General features: G+C 62.1%; 13 protein-coding genes and 1 tRNA gene. 8 read left to right on the top strand and 6 right to left on the bottom strand.

The window, feature by feature from the left end:
• Positions 1-27 precede the first annotated feature (27 nt).
• Positions 28-1,350, bottom strand: coding sequence for a hypothetical protein (locus D5400_RS05235; protein ID WP_126008352.1), 1,323 nt, complete (start codon positions 1,348-1,350; stop codon positions 28-30).
• 271 nt (positions 1,351-1,621) lie between these two features.
• Between D5400_RS05235 and D5400_RS05230 the strand changes: the two genes are divergently transcribed.
• The 6 genes from D5400_RS05230 to D5400_RS05205 all read left to right on the top strand — a co-directional run bounded on the left by D5400_RS05230 (position 1,622) and on the right by D5400_RS05205 (position 5,478).
• A complete protein-coding gene (locus D5400_RS05230; RefSeq protein ID WP_126008350.1) occupies positions 1,622-2,581 on the top strand; it encodes an NAD(P)H-dependent flavin oxidoreductase in 960 nt (319 codons plus the stop codon).
• Between the two features lie 102 nt (positions 2,582-2,683).
• Positions 2,684-2,759, top strand: a tRNA-Thr gene (locus tag D5400_RS05225).
• Positions 2,760-2,918: 159 nt separating this feature from the next.
• Entirely contained in the window at positions 2,919-3,083 is a 165-nt protein-coding gene (locus D5400_RS05220) for a DUF3606 domain-containing protein (protein ID WP_342635459.1), read from the top strand.
• Positions 3,084-3,202: 119 nt separating this feature from the next.
• Positions 3,203-3,412, top strand: coding sequence for a hypothetical protein (locus tag D5400_RS05215; protein ID WP_126008346.1), 210 nt, complete (start codon positions 3,203-3,205; stop codon positions 3,410-3,412).
• Between the two features lie 277 nt (positions 3,413-3,689).
• Positions 3,690-4,010 (top strand): hypothetical protein, encoded by a 321-nt coding sequence (locus D5400_RS05210; RefSeq protein WP_126008344.1) that lies wholly within the window; start codon positions 3,690-3,692, stop codon positions 4,008-4,010.
• Between the two features lie 217 nt (positions 4,011-4,227).
• Entirely contained in the window at positions 4,228-5,478 is a 1,251-nt protein-coding gene (locus tag D5400_RS05205; RefSeq protein WP_126008342.1) for an OpgC family protein, read from the top strand.
• A 32-nt stretch (positions 5,479-5,510) separates the two neighbouring features.
• Here D5400_RS05205 and D5400_RS05200 read toward each other — a convergent pair whose 3' ends face one another.
• From D5400_RS05200 to D5400_RS05190, 3 genes are read right to left on the bottom strand one after another with little or no spacing between them, the layout of a single operon-like run.
• Entirely contained in the window at positions 5,511-8,783 is a 3,273-nt protein-coding gene (locus tag D5400_RS05200; protein ID WP_126008340.1) for an error-prone DNA polymerase, read from the bottom strand.
• A complete protein-coding gene (locus D5400_RS05195; protein ID WP_164527995.1) occupies positions 8,780-10,222 on the bottom strand; it encodes a Y-family DNA polymerase in 1,443 nt (480 codons plus the stop codon). The genes D5400_RS05200 and D5400_RS05195 overlap by 4 nt, the downstream gene beginning before the upstream one ends.
• A 58-nt stretch (positions 10,223-10,280) precedes the next feature.
• Positions 10,281-11,171, bottom strand: coding sequence for an ImuA family protein (locus D5400_RS05190; protein ID WP_126008338.1), 891 nt, complete (start codon positions 11,169-11,171; stop codon positions 10,281-10,283).
• Positions 11,172-11,393: 222 nt separating this feature from the next.
• On the opposite strand from D5400_RS05190, the gene D5400_RS05185 reads away from it, so the two are divergent.
• Positions 11,394-13,097, top strand: coding sequence for a long-chain fatty acid--CoA ligase (locus D5400_RS05185; protein WP_126012777.1), 1,704 nt, complete (start codon positions 11,394-11,396; stop codon positions 13,095-13,097).
• Between the two features lie 52 nt (positions 13,098-13,149).
• On the opposite strand, the gene D5400_RS21700 is transcribed toward D5400_RS05185, so the two are convergent.
• Together D5400_RS21700 and D5400_RS05175 are read right to left on the bottom strand one after the other, a co-directional pair.
• Positions 13,150-13,362, bottom strand: coding sequence for a type II toxin-antitoxin system HicA family toxin (locus D5400_RS21700; RefSeq protein ID WP_126008336.1), 213 nt, complete (start codon positions 13,360-13,362; stop codon positions 13,150-13,152).
• Positions 13,359-13,625 carry a type II toxin-antitoxin system HicB family antitoxin gene (locus tag D5400_RS05175; protein WP_245451439.1) on the bottom strand — a complete coding sequence of 89 codons (267 nt, stop codon included), beginning with the start codon at positions 13,623-13,625 and terminating at the stop codon, positions 13,359-13,361. Before D5400_RS05175 ends, D5400_RS21700 begins: the two co-directional genes overlap by 4 nt.
• 76 nt (positions 13,626-13,701) lie before the next feature.
• Between D5400_RS05175 and pgi the strand changes: the two genes are divergently transcribed.
• Complete coding sequence (gene pgi, locus D5400_RS05170) at positions 13,702-15,345, top strand: glucose-6-phosphate isomerase (RefSeq protein ID WP_126008335.1); 1,644 nt, start codon at positions 13,702-13,704, stop codon at positions 15,343-15,345.
• The last annotated feature ends 4 nt before the right edge of the window (positions 15,346-15,349 follow it).

Raw genomic sequence — 15,349 nt, 5'->3', positions numbered from 1 at the left:
AGAGTTCGGTTCAACGCCGAAACGTTCTCAGGCGCCAGGCCGCAGACGGACGCTGAGGAGATCGATGCCCGCGCCTTCGCCGGCCACGTCAGCATTGAGCATCACAGTTCCGCCGCTTGCTGCTCCGCTGGCGGCACCGAGGTCGATGTCGAGCAGGAGGTCCGCAGGCGTCTGGTTAACCTCGAAGCGACGGCGCCCGCATCCGGCTTCAGCCGGGAAGCTGCACCGCACATAGATCTGGGTCACGCCCTCGCCGGCCGAACGGACGGTCAGCGCAACGGTTGCCGGTCCTGCGGCAAGTGCCTCCGCCGCGTCGCCCTGAAGCGCGATGCGCACTTCGCCATCTTCGCCGGCGCTGGCGGACTGTATCCTGAGAAAGGGCTCGCTCGTATCGTCCACAGCATCGACCGTCGCTGCCGATCCGGCCGAAACGCTGTCGACGGTGTCGGTTTCGACCACCGTGATCCACTCCCCGGTGAATTGCCCGGCGCCCACACGCTGGCCGGGCACGCTGGCACCATCCTCGCTCGGCTCAGCCAGAAGTCCGGCGCCGGATTCGGCGAGATTGCGGCCCACCTGCTCGATGCCGCCATTGGCGGAAATGAACCAGAGCGCTCCGGCAATCAGCAGCAGCACGAGGCCAAGCTGGAGAGCAAGCCCGATAAGCGCGCCGCCGCGACGCTTCTTCTTCCGACGCGGCGCTTCGACGACCGTTTCCACTTTCGGCTTGCCGCCGCCACGGCGCAGAAATCCTCTTTTTCCCCGGCCGGGCCGGACGTCCCCTGCCACGGAAGGCGACGCGGCGCCCCCTGCCGTTGCAGAAGCGGTTGATGCAGTCGGCTCGGTGGCAAGACCCATGTCCGGCTCCCGCCGGCCCATGCTGCTGCGCGGACCGTCGAGCGACAAACTGTCCGACCGATCGACCGAAGGTGCCCGATCGTCGAAGCGAACGTCACGCCCTGCCCTTTCGTCGCGATCGACCGACACGATTGGCGGCTCTGCATCGGACCTGCGCCGGAACGCGTCGTCCGGCATGACCTGCGGGGCGCTGCCAATGTCGGGTGCACCACCGGGAGCAGAAGGCGCTGGATCCGCGATGGACCCGATCGTCGGAACCGGTGTAGTCGCGCTTACGCGTTCCCGTTCTGCAAATTCCTTTTCAACCCTGGAAATGACGCTCTCAGCCTCGATGCGCTGCTGGTTGATCACCTCCGGTGCGACATCCGCCTGCTTCGCGAACGAGTTCTGAACGGCCTGGCGCGCCGACGCATAAACGCGCTGGCGCGTTTCGGCATCGGGATTGCCGGCACGTGCCAGGGCATTGCGGAGGGCGGTTTCGAGACCTTGCACGAGCGGGCCTTTCGGTAAGGCAGGCGCTCTGGGCACCTGGGCCCAAGAGCATTGGGCGAAAATTGAGTTCATCTTGCGTCAAACTCACCGGTACAAGCTCAATTCGTCCCGCGCAAGCAAGGCGTTAACCAAGACCGCGATGGGTACCGGGCAATTGCGCCACCCTCAGGCACGCCAAGGTGGGCTGGACGGAAAACGCTCCGAATGGCATAGGTGGCCACAAGCGCAGTTTACGTAAGTGTCAATCAAAACGCTCTCGAGGTGATGCTCCATGGCTCTTCCGTCCATTCTCAAGGACCGGCTCCGCCTTCCCGTTGTTGCTGCCCCCCTGTTCATCATCTCGCACCCGCCGCTGGTCATCGCGCAGTGCAAGGCCGGCGTCGTCGGCTCGTTTCCGGCACTCAATGCGCGTCCCGAAGCGCAGCTCGATGAGTGGCTGGCGGAAATCACCGAGACGCTTGCGGCCCATGACGCTGCGAACCCCGACCGCCCTTCCGCACCCTTCGCCGTCAACCAGATCGTCCACCGCTCAAACCAGCGGCTGGAACACGATCTGCGCATGTGCGTGAAATACAAGGTGCCGATCGTCATCTCGTCGCTTGGCGCCGTGCCGGAAGTTAATGATGCGATCCACTCCTATGGCGGCATCGTGCTGCACGACGTCATCAACAACCGCCACGCCCATTCGGCGATCAAGAAGGGTGCCGATGGCCTCATCGCGGTCGCGGCCGGCGCCGGTGGCCACGCAGGCCCCCTCTCGCCCTTCGCGCTCGTCCAGGAAATTCGCGAATGGTTCGATGGCCCGCTCCTGCTTTCGGGCTCGATCGCGACCGGCGATGCCGTTCTCGCCGCGCAAGCCATGGGCGCCGACATGGCCTATATCGGCACGCCCTTCATCGCGACGCCGGAAGCCCGCGCCATCGATGCCTACAAGGACATGATCGTCGAAAGCACGGCCAAGGACATCGTCTATTCGAACTTCTTCACCGGCATCCCCGGCAACTATCTGAAACCGTCGATCGCCAAAGCCGGCATGGATCCCGACAATCTGCCGCAAGCCGATGCCTCGAAGATGGATTTCGATGGCGCTGCAACCGGCGCCAAGGCCTGGCGTGATATCTGGGGCGCTGGCCAGGGCATCGGCGCCGTCAAGGAAGTGGCTCCCGTCGGCCAGTTCGTCGACCGGCTGGAACGCGAATACCGCGCCGCAAAGGCCCGCATCTGCGCCTGAACGCGCTCTGATCGGAATTTGCCTTTGCCCGCTTGAAATGCCCGCACAATCGCGGTATCTGCGGGCACCTTTCGTGGCAGCCTTGTTCGGGGCAGCCACCGGGCCGCTTTAGCTCAGTTGGTAGAGCACATCATTCGTAATGATGGGGTCAGGTGTTCGAGTCACCTAAGCGGCACCACTTCTACAAGCCAGAATGCCTTGATGGCACGGCGACTCCCCCAAGCCAACAGACTGTCTCATCGGGCGGGCTGCAATCTCATCTGGGATTCCATGACATCCAGATGAACAACACGCCCATTCCGGCGTTAGTCGCGGACCAACATCATTGGAGGCCGCCTTGGGAAATACACCGCAGGATCGTTCACGTGTCGCCGGAAAGCAGGACCACGAAGTTCGCTACGAAGCCGACAAGACCGGCAAATCAAAGGCCGAGGTCAAGGACGCGGTGAAAGAAGTCGGCAACAGCCGAAAGAAGGTCGAACAGAAGCTCGATGGCAAGTAGCAGACCGAGCGGGTTGGCCGCGCGGCGGCTAACATCCATCTTCTGCCCCTCTCACTTTCGAAACCCTCGTGCGATCATCCCGCGGCGACTGCACATGATCGCCCTCGGAACACTCTGCAATGTCGCTGGTTCTGCTCGTGAAGGAGACTGCCATGGCCGATGATCGCAACGAGTGGACGAACCCCCAGGATAACGACGAGGCGGAGATCAAGTATCTCGTCGAGAACACCGATCTGTCACCGCTTCAGGCGAAAGAACTCGTCGCCAAGCATGGTGCCGATCGCGACAAGCTTCTGGAGATCGCAAGGACGATGCAGGCGGAAGGGTAAGGGTACCGGAACCTTCCCGACCTGTAGCAGTTTGCCTGTCACTCAAAAAGGAGCCGTCATGAGCCGCAACACATTGATCGCCGTTATCATCATTCTCTTGATCATCTTCGGTGGCTGGTCGTTTATGGGCGTCTGACGACTGCCCTCGCCCGTTCACCATCATCTGGGATCGTGAGTCCGGCTCGATTGTGCTGTTTTCAGCCTGCGGTTATTGAAGATGCCCGGCTGCGCATCGTGCGCGGCCGTTGGGGCACTGTGCCGCCTGGGGAACACCGCAATGAAGTCCGCCGTTCTGTCCGCAGTCGCTTTTGCGTCTTTGGCATTGGCAACCAACGCATCGGCTGAAGATCTCGTCTTCACGCTGAACAACAACACCGACTACACGCTAATGGAATTCTACGCGTCGCCGACCGACGTTTCGAACTGGGAAGAGGATATTCTCGGAGCGGACGTTCTCGGAACCGGGCAAAGCGTTCAGATCACCATCGCCGACGGCCGGTCGACCTGCGACTACGATCTGCGCATGGTCTTTGACGATGGCGACATCGTGGAAGACGCCGCGAACCTGTGCGAGACGGGCAGCTACACGGTCGAATGATCGGCCAATCAGGCCCCTTGTCATCGGCCGCTTATTGAGCTTCCGATAAACTAAAAAGGCAACGAGTCGCTGATCGTGACCCGCCGGGCCGTCTGACGGTCCGGCTTTGCCGCAACCTTTCCCATGGAAGTTCGTTCCGTCCGCAGAATTGGTGTCCATGGTTGTTCCTGGTGAGCGGCCAAACGGCCTCTCACCGCTCAACCAAGGTTATCCGCCCGTGAAACGTCTCGATATCATCGATGGAATGCGAGGCTACTTTCTCGTTTTCATGCTGATCAACCACCTTGTCTTCATCGGTGGGTATTGGCTGGTCGAGATCAACCATCGCCAGCTGGCGTTTGTCGAAGACGCTCAGGGCTTTGTATTTCTGTCGGGTCTGCTGATCGGCCTGGTCTATGCTCGCAAGATGCTGAAATACGGCAAGGATGAAGGATCGCGCAAAGTCTATTCGCGCGCGTTCGAACTCTACCGCTACGCCATGGGGCTCATTCTTGCCGTGCTGCTCGTGCGGATGGTGCTGCCAGGTGGCCACGAAGCCTGGTGGAACTGGCTGGGCGATACCGATTTCAGCGATCCGCTTCGGCTGGCCGCCATAGCGACGTTCATCTTCCAGCCGACGTTCATGGACATCCTGCCGCAATACACGGTCTACCTCCTCTTCGCGCCTGCCCTCATCTGGCTGACGCTCAAGGGACAGTGGCGCACCGTGATGGTAGGTTCATTTCTGGTCTGGTTTGCCGCACAGCTCGGCGTTCACCGCCTGGTCACGGTACCGCTCGATACGCTGGTCGAAGGCTCGGACGAACAGGGCGTGCGCGTCAGCTTCAACATGATGGGCTGGCAGATCGTCTTCTTCACCGCGCTGGTGCTCGGCACGCTCACGGCGCAGAAGAAGATCGATTGGACGGCGATTTTCGCACCGGAAAAGACCTTTTGGCCGAAAGTCGCTCTGATCACCGTGCTGTTCTTCCTACCGCTGCGCGTCGCTACAGCGCACGGGTTCATGCCGGACTTCATGATCGGCAAGTTCGCCTCGCTCGAAGTGCGCGCCGATTTCGGCCCGGTTTATCTCGTCAACTTTATCGCCGTCGCCTTCGGTATGGCGTGGCTCCTGATTGCGGGCCCGCGTCACTCCAATGCTGTGGTGCGTGCTGTGGCCGACGGCCTGATCTGGGTCTTCACCCTTCGCTTCCTGCAACTGCTCGGTCGTCACTCCCTGCAGATCTATGTCTGGCACGTCGTGATCGTCTACGCAGTCTATTATGTGGACCAGCGGACACCGGAGCTGTCGCAGCTTACGAAGACGGTGATCGCGGTCGTCTCGATCGGTCTGCTCGCCTTGCCGGCGATCTGGCGGGAGCGCGACAAATTCTTCGGTGCAGGTGAGGCCGTGCCGGTCGGCAATACCGTGGCGGCGACACCAGCCTCTGCGACCACGAAAGCAAATGCGAGGATTTCGCCGAAATAGCCTGTGGCGTGCGATCCCTGCCGATATTCATGTCAATGGAAATCGCGTGACTTCGGTATGATCCGTACATTGCGCGGGTGGCGCCCGCCCTCGCCCTGGCGGGTATAAGTTGGGTGGGTAACCTCGTCGGCGCGTGACAATTCGATGCTGGCGGAATGGACATCGGACAGCATCGCGAGATCCCCCGTGCGGTCATGCACGGCAGTGACCATGAGATGCACCACGCCTTCCTTGCTTCTTTGGATCTGAGCTTCGACCACGACGAGCTTTGCGCTCATCACGGCGCGTCGATACCTGTCGAAAAGCCGCGACCATAAAAGCGTGTTGGCGACGCCCGTCTCGTCTTCCAGCGTCATGAAGATCGCGTTGCCCTTGCCGGGCCGCTGGCGCACCAGAACCACCCCCGCAACCTTGACGAACGCACGGTCCGGCATCTCCCCTGACTGAGCGCAGGAGATGATGCCTTCGCTGCGAAATCGCTCGCGCAGAAAAGCGATCGGATGCGCCTTGAGCGACAGTTTCACGGTCTGATAATCGGCGACGACCTGTTCGGCGAGCGGCATGGGTGGCAGGCGGGAGGGTTGCTCAAGCCCGAGCTCCTGCTGTGCGGCCGCGGCAAAGAGCGGCAACGGCCGATCTTCCGGCAACCGCCGCACGGCCCACAGCGCATCACGCCGGTCGATCCCGATCGACCGAAATGCATCGGCATCGGCCAGGCCTTTCAGCGCGCGGTGTTCGAGCTCGACCCCATGCCACAAGGCCTCGATGCTCGCATAGCCACGGCCACGCCGGGAAACGAGCGCTTGCGACCAGTCCTCGCGAAACCCATCCATCTGCCGAAAGCCGATGCGCAGGGCGAGTTTGCCATTCGCCGCCCGCTCCAGCGTGTTGTCGTGATGGCTGTAATTCACGTCCACCGGCCGCACTTCGACGCCATGCTCGCGCGCATCGCGCACGATCTGCGCCGGGGCGTAAAAGCCCATGGGCTGGGAATTGAGGAGCCCACAGGCAAAGACCGCCGGATAATGGTGCTTGATCCAAGCCGAGACATAGACGAGGCGTGCGAAGGAAGCCGCATGGCTTTCGGGAAACCCATACTCGCCAAAACCCTTGATCTGCGCAAAGCAGCGCTCGGCAAAATCCCGGTCGTAGCCGCGCCGCGCCATGCCATTCACCATCATTTCCTCGAAACGGCCGATCGTGCCGTTGTGGCGGAAGGTTGCCATCGCCTTGCGCAGCCCGTTCGCTTGGTCCGGCGTAAATTCCGCCGCCGTGATCGCCAGCTGCATTGCCTGTTCCTGGAAAAGCGGCACTCCCAATGTGCGGGAAAGAACATGCTTCAGCTCGTCCGGATCATGCGGCGGGACGGGCGAAGGAAAATGCACCTCTTCCAGCCCGTCGCGCCGCCGCAGATAGGGATGAACCATGTCGCCCTGGATCGGCCCGGGCCGCACGATCGCCACCTGGATGACGAGATCGTAGAACTTTTCCGGCTTGAGGCGCGGCAGCATGTTGATCTGCGCCCGGCTTTCCACCTGGAAGACGCCGATGGAATCGCCCTTCTGCAGCATGCGATAGACATCGTCATCGTGCTTGATGGCAGCAAGATCGAGGTCTCTGCCCTCGTGCAGCCGGATGAGGTCGAAGCATTTGCGAATGCAGGTCAGCATGCCGAGCGCCAGCACATCGACCTTCATCAGCCCGAGTTCATCGATATCGTCCTTGTCCCACTCGATGAAGGTGCGGTCCTCCATCGCCGCATTGCCGATCGGCACCGTTTCATCGAGCCGCCCGTTGGTCAGCACGAAGCCGCCCACATGCTGCGAGAGGTGGCGCGGAAAGGTGAGAAGCTGGCGGGCAAAATCGAGCGCGCGGGCGATGACGGGATTGTGCGGATCGAGCCCAGCCTGGCGCACATGGCTTTCGGGAATGCTGTCGCCGAAACTGCCCCACACCATGCCGCCGAGACGCGCCGTCACGTCGTCGGTCAGCCCGAACACCTTGCCGACTTCGCGGATGGCGCTGCGCGGCCGATAGCGGATGACGGTTGCGGCGATACCAGCGCGCAGCCGCCCATAGCGCTCATAAAGATGCTGGATGACCTCTTCGCGCCGCTCATGCTCGAAGTCGACATCGATATCCGGAGGCTCGCGGCGCTCCTCCGACAGAAAGCGTGCAAAGAGAAGATTGCTGGTCGCGGGATCCACCGAGGTAATGCCGAGTACGAAGCAGACCGCCGAATTGGCGGCAGATCCGCGGCCCTGGCACAGAATGCCCCGGTTGCGCGCAAACTGCACGATATCGTGGATGGTCAGGAAATAGCGCGCATAATCGAGCTTCGCGATCAGCGCGAATTCCTGCTTCAGAAGCGCTTCCACCTTGGGCGGAACGCCATCGGGGTAGACCCAGCCGGCATGTTTCCAGGTGAGTTCCTCCAGCCAGCCCTGCGGCGTCTTGCCGGGCGGCACCGGTTCGTCCGGATACTCGTATTTCAACTGATCGAGCGAAAAATCGATGCGGGCGAGAAAGTCCGTCGTTTCGCCGATGGCCTCCGGGCAATCGCGAAAGAGCCGCTGCATCTCGTGCGGTGGCTTCAGATAGCGCTCGGCATTTTCCTGAAGCAGGCGGCCTGCCGCCTCGATCGTCGTCTTCTCGCGAATGCAGGTGAGCACATCCTGCAGGGGCCGTCGTTCATGTGCATGATAAAGCACATCGTTGAGCGCCATCAGCGGCACGCGCGCCGCATCGGCCAGGGACTTCAGGGCGACGAGGCGGCGCCGGTCATCCCCTCGACGACCCATGGCCGCGCCGAGCCACACGGAGCCGGGTGCCGTGCGTGAAAGCTGCGCAAGCGTGGCTTCCACCTGGTCAAGCTGATCGGGCGGCATGACGATGAACAGCAGATCGGCCGAAAGCGACAGGAGATCGGCGAAGCTCAGGATGCAATCGCCCTTCTTCGTGTCGCCCATCTTGCCCTTCGTCAAAAGTCGGCAAAGCCTGCCCCAACCGGCCCGGTTTTCCGGATAGGCGAGAATGTCGGGCGTGCCGTCGGCGAAGACGAGCCGGGCGCCGACGACCAGCTTGAAATCAAGCCTGGCACCCTTTCCATACTGAGCGGCGTAATCGGAATTCAGCTCGTTGAGAGCACTATAGGCGCGGACGACTCCCGCCACCGTGTTGCAATCGGCGATGCCGATGCCCGCATAGCCGAGTTCCAGCGCGCGGGTGATGAACTCATGCGGATGGGAGGCCCCGCGCAGAAAGGAGAAATTGGTGGAGACCGCAAGTTCGCCGTACCGCATCATGCGAAGATCCCATGCAGGAACCAGCGCGGATTGGTGACTTCCATCCCGTAGAGCCCTTCGCGATAGACCCAGAACCGGCGCCCGGCGGTATCCTCGAGCCGGAAATAATCGCGTGTCATCGCCTGTCCGGCATCGCGCCACCACTCCTGCGCAATGCGCTCAGGACCTTCCGCCTTGACGATCGCATGCTCGACCCGGCGCCAGAAGAAGCGATGCGGCGGGCCATCCGGAACCGAGGCGGTAACGTCGATCGCATGGGGCGGCGTGAAGAGAAAAAGCGGACGCAAGGGCGGCTCGCCACTGTCCTGCACCACCCATGTGATCGCCGACTGCTCCGATGACAATGCCGGAATGGCTTCGGCGGCACGTTCGGGAATATGCGTATCGCGCGAAACGAAGCGCACCACCTGCTCGGGCGTAAACCGGGCACTCAGGCGCTCCACCAACGCGCTTGCCTCTTCGGTTGGAACGCCTTTCGACGAAAGCTCCTGCGCCTCGGGAACGAGCGTTTCGCTGAAGATGACCGACAGGCGGATCAGATCGAAGCCGAAGCCGGGATCGAGGGGATCGGCAAGCCCTTCGAGCTTCGCATCGTAAAGGCGCATCAGCGCAGCTGGATCGCGCGAAGGTCGTGCCGTTTCCACCGGGATGCGCGTCACCTTGCCATCGGCCCTGAAGAAAGCCGCCTCGAAAAGCCGGCCGCCTTTGCCGCGCTCTTGCAAAAGTTCTCCCGCCTGCCCCGCAAGGTGGCGCAGGCACGCCCGAATGTCCTCCTCGTAGCCGATCGGCTCGCCGAACCGCTTTTCCACGATGATGTCACCGACCGTGCGGCGCGGCGTGATCGATGAGCGGCGCCGTCCCATCACGAGATCGAGCCGGTAGGCAAGTTCCGGCCCGAAGCGCGCGACAAGCGGTCCGCGCGGACGCGCCGCGACATCACCGATGCTCCTGAGTCCGGCGCGGGCGAGCCCGTTTTCGATCTCCGCGCCAAGACCAAGAGCGGCCACGGGCAAGGGCCGCACCGCATGCTCTTCACTGCCTTCAGCCACGATACCGCCTGACCCGAACTGCGCCATGGCGCGCGCCGTATCCGGCGCCGACGCGATCGCGGCGAAGGTCTTGAAGCCCGCCGTTTCGAACTTGTCCGCGATATCCTGCAGCATGGCCGCCTCGCCGCCGAAAAGATGAACGCAGCCGGCTATGTCCAGCATGAGCCCTCCCGTGCCATCGAGACACTTGCCATCGAAACCGACGAGCGGCGTGAAGCGGTCGCAGGCATCGGCGAGCCGTTCCAGCATGCGCCGATCGGCTTCCGGCGCCGTCTCGCACACTTCGATATCGGGCACGCGCGCCCGCGCATCGGCAAGCGTGAGCCCGGGCGACAGGCCGAGTGCCCGTGCCGCAGGGTCGGCGGCGGCAAGACGCAAGGCGCCCTTCACCTTCTCGACGATGACGAGAGGCTTGGACAGGCTGCTGCTTTTCTCTTTCGGCGCGTCTTCAGCCTGTCTTGCGGAAGGGCTTCTGGTCTTCTGGCGATGCAGCCGGTCGGTCGACAGGAAGGGAAACCACAGAGCCAGGAAGCGGCTTTGCGGCGCTTCGCTTGGGTGTTGCGAGGGGCTCGTCGAAACGGGCAGGCTGTGCTGCGGAGAGATCGAAGCTTTTGCGGTCACGGTTCCACTCCAAATGCCAGCGCCCGCCCGCAATGCCGGCGCGATGACGGTCCAAAAGAATATCGAAGACAGGATTGGACGGTGCCCCGGCCGCAAGCCCCACCGAGGGTGCCGCCCTTACCTGCCATCGGGTGAGTGAAGAACTGGGCTGCGGCTGCCCCGCCGCCCGAAGGATGAAACCCGTCACGCCGGAGCGTGAGGCCGCCAGCATCATGCGGCGGCTGGCTGTCAGGTCGAGAAACCCTGCCTTGCCCCAGATTTCCAGGAGAACGGCGCCAAGAGCCGGGGACCGCAAGGCCTCAAGCCCTGCCCGCAGCACCATCGTTTCGCTTTTTGCCGAGATCAGCAGAACCCGGTCCGGATCGATGCCGAACTGCGCAAGGCCGGGCGCATAGAGATCGCCCTGCTCCAGCACCGCAAATGCATGCCGCACCCAGACGATGTGCCGTCCCTCTCCAGCGGCGCGCAGGGCAAGCGCAAGCGCAAACCCGGCGCTCGCACCCGCATCACCCACTTCATGGGCAAAAACTTCGTGCAGGCACCCCCGCGGAAGCCCACCACCCAACGTTGCATCGACCTGATCGAGGCCAAGCGTAAAGCCTTTCTCCCCGGCGATCGCGCCGGTTCCAGTGCAGCCAGTTGCCGCTTGAGTTGGGAAAGGGTGGAAGACATGGAGATCAGGCTCGATCGTCGGTTGGAGGTCGATTTCAATGTTCATGTTATGTTCTATTTAGGACTCAGCTTCAGCAAAGAGTCAACAACCCCGCCGGCCCTGTTTCAGACAGTTGCGCGTGGACGACGTTTACGTCAAAGTCAGATTAATTAGCGCGGACGGTGCGGGTGTCACACCCGGCAAATCCTGCTAGCCTCACAAACCAGCGTGGGACGGCGCCGAGGTTTGAGGGGAATTGCCAAAAAGACCACAAGATACCGGGAGGGCATCGTGGAACAAAATATCAGGACAACCGACCAGAACTCCGCCAAGCTCTGGCTGAATTCCTATCCGCCGGGGACACCAGCCGACATCGGGCCATTGGCCTACGCCTCTATCGGCGAATTGATCGAAACCGCCTGCAAGCGTTATGCGGAGCGGCCGGCCTTCACCTGCATGGGCAAGTCCATCAGCTATGCGGATCTTGACACCCATTCCGCCGCGCTCGGTGCCTGGCTGCAAGGCAAGGGCCTGAAGCAGGGTGACCGCGTTGCCGTGATGATGCCGAACATCCTGCAGAACCCGGTTGCGATCGCAGCCGTGCTGCGCGCGGGCTTCGTCGTCGTCAACGTCAATCCGCTCTACACGCCGCGCGAATTGCAGCATCAGCTGAAGGATTCCGGCGCCAAGGCGATCATCATCCTCGAAAACTTCGCCCACACGCTGCAGGAAGTGGTCGCCAAAACCGACGTCAAGCATGTCTGCGTCGCAACCATGGGCGACATGATGGGCCTCAAGGGCCACATCGTGAACCTCGTGGTCCGCAAGGTGAAGAAGATGGTGCCGGCATGGAGCCTGCCCGGCCACATTCCCTTCAAGACTGCACTTGCCGAAGGGCGCGGCAAGGCGTTCACGCCTGCCAAGGTCAAGCCGGATGATATCGCCTTCCTGCAATATACCGGCGGCACGACGGGCGTTTCCAAGGGCGCGGTTCTCAGCCATTCGAACGTGTTGTCGAACGGTGCCCAGATCAATCTCTGGCTGCAGGCAGCCTTCCTCAACAAGGAGCGGCCGGATCGGCTGGTCTTCGTTTGCGCGCTGCCGCTCTACCACATCTTCGCGCTGACGGTGAATGCCATCATGGGCATCGACCAGGGCGCGCAGAACATCCTGATCCCCAATCCGCGTGACATTCCGGGCTTCGTCAAGGAGCTTGCGAAATATGAGGTCCACATCTTCCCAGGACTCAATACGCTCTTCAATGCGCTGGTCAACAACGATGATTTCAAGAAGCTCGACTTCAGCAACCTCATCCTGACGCTTGGCGGCGGCATGGCTGTGCAGCGTCCGGTGGCCGAGCGCTGGCACCAGCTGACCAACTGCCCGATCTCGGAAGGTTACGGGCTTTCCGAAACCTCGCCGGTCGCCACCGCGAACCGCTTTGATCGGGCAGAATTCACCGGCACGATCGGCCTGCCCCTACCCTCCACGGAGATCGCGATCCGCGACGAGGACGGCAAAGATCTCGGCATCGGCGACGTCGGCGAGATCTGCATCCGCGGCCCTCAGGTCATGAAGGGCTATTGGCAGCGCGACGACGAGACGGCCAAGGTGATGACGTCGGATGGCTTCTTCCGCTCCGGCGACATGGGCTACATGGACGAGGACGGCTACACCAAGATCGTCGACCGGAAGAAGGACATGATCCTCGTCTCCGGCTTCAACGTCTATCCGAACGAGGTCGAGGAAGTGGCCGTGTCCCATCCGGGCATCGTCGAAGCGGCAGCCATCGGCCTGCCCGATGAGCACTCCGGCGAAGTCGTGAAGCTTTACGTCGTCAAGAAGGATCCGTCCCTCACCGAAGACGACGTGAAGAAGCACTGCGCCGAAGGCCTGACGAACTACAAGCGCCCGAAATACGTGGAGTTCCGCGACGAACTGCCGAAGACCAACGTTGGCAAGATCCTGCGCCGCAAACTGCGCGACGAGTAAACTCAAATAGCGAGGCAGGCGAACCGCCCTGCCTCGCTATTTCCCGCTGCTATCAGAGATGATCAGGCTGAAGCCCGGTTTGCTTGGCAATTCGGATCATCATTCGAGGACCGATTTCTTCGCCATCGTGGAATGCGAAGACCACATCGGACCAACCTTCTCGTTCGAGCAACTTATGAGAACCGCTCTGACGCTTGACGGACCATCCGATCCGCTGAAGAGCCACCAGAACGCGACGAGCAGGATGAGAGCCGAAACGGCTCATGCAGCAACGATGAACAGTCGGCCGAGTTCGGGGATGACTTCTCCGTGCTCAAGGCGATCGGCCAGGACCCGGAGAGCGAGCGCTTCGACTTTGCCTTCAGCTTCCGCCTGGCTCTCTCCATAAGCCATGACACCAGGGAGATCGATGACTTCGGCAAGCCAGCGCCCGTCATCTTCCTGCTCAACTTCGATGCGCAGCATGCCGATCTCCCTGCCGATGCAACCTTCTACAGCAAAATCCACCGTCGCGGCAATTTTTGCCAAGCCTCATCACCCTTGAACAGCCCTCTCAGACCGCGCATAGAACAGTCCAGCCCCCAAGCGAAGACAGGCACGCACCATGACCGCAGATGCTCGCAAGACCACCCTCGACGCCCTGAAATCGCATGCGAAAACTGCGGCCCCGGCCGATATGCGTGCGGCGTTTGAGGCGGATCCGTCGCGCTTTACGCGCTTTTCGGCTCGGCTCGACGATCTGGTGCTCGACTATTCCAAATGCCGCATCGACGATGCGACCATCGCACTTCTCGAACAGCTCGCCATCGACAGCAACGTCGAGGCCAGGCGGGACGCGATGTTTTCCGGCGAGGTGATCAACACGACGGAAGGCCGCGCAGTGCTGCATACGGCGCTACGCAATCGTTCCGGCAAGCCTGTCATGGTCGATGGCAAAGATGTCATGGGCGACGTGCAGGCCGTGCTGAAAGCGATGGGGGGCTTCGCTGAGGACATCCGCAGTGGCGCGGCCAGCGGCGCGACCGGCAAGAAGATCACCGACATCGTCAATATCGGCATCGGCGGCTCCGACCTCGGCCCGGCCATGGCGACGCTGGCGCTCGCGCCCTATCATGATGGGCCGAAAGCGCATTTCGTGTCGAATGTCGATGGCGCGCACATCGCCGACACGCTGAAGCCGCTCGATCCCGAAACGACGCTCGTCATCATCGCGTCCAAGACGTTCACGACGATCGAAACGATCACCAACGCGCAGACGGCGCGCCGCTGGCTGGTGGAAGCGCTCGGCGAAGCGGCCGTCGGTGATCACTTCTGCGCAGTTTCGACCGCGCTCGATAAGGTCTCCGCCTTCGGGATCAGCGAGAACCGCACCTTCGGCTTCTGGGACTGGGTGGGCGGGCGCTATTCGATCTGGTCGGCGATCGGCCTGCCGCTGATGATCGCTGTCGGCGCGGAAAATTTCGGCCGCTTCCTGGATGGCGCCCATGCCATGGACCGGCATTTCGCAGAAGCGCCGATCCGTCAGAACCTCCCGATGCTGCTCGGCCTGATCGGCCTCTATCACCGCGTTGCCTGCGGCTACGCTTCGCGCGCGATCATTCCCTACGACCACCGTCTTTCCCGTTTCGCCGCTTATCTGCAGCAACTGGATATGGAATCGAACGGCAAGGGCGTCACCATCGATGGCACCACAGTCGAAACGCCGACCGGGCCTATCGTCTGGGGCGAGCCGGGCACGAACGGCCAGCACGCATTTTTCCAGCTCCTGCACCAGGGCACCGATATCATTCCGGTGGAATTCATGATCGCCGCGAACGGCCATGAGCCGGATCTTGGGCATCAGCACCAATTGCTCATCGCAAACTGCCTGGCGCAATCGGAAGCACTGATGCGCGGCCGCACGCTCGCTGAAGCGCGCCGGCAGTTGAAGGACAAGGGCGCATCCGACCCGGACGCCGACCGTATCGCGCCGCACCGGGTGTTCACCGGCAACCGCCCTTCCATCACGCTCGTTTATGACAGGCTGACGCCCGAAGCGCTCGGCCGCCTCATCGCGCTTTATGAGCACCGTGTCTTCGTCGAAGCGCAGATCTTCGGCATTAACGCCTTCGACCAGTGGGGCGTGGAACTCGGCAAGGAGCTCGCCACCGGCCTGCTGCCCGTCGTCGAAGGCAAGGATGCCGGCGGAGGCCACGATGCCTCGACACTCGGGCTCGTGAAAACGATCGGGGACCTGCGCGGCGCCTGACGCC

The organism is Georhizobium profundi (assembly GCF_003952725.1).
Taxonomy (GTDB): Bacteria; Pseudomonadota; Alphaproteobacteria; order Rhizobiales; family Rhizobiaceae; genus Georhizobium; species Georhizobium profundi.
The sequence above is the reverse complement of the archived record's forward strand: the minus strand, read 5'-3'. Positions and strand labels throughout refer to the sequence as shown.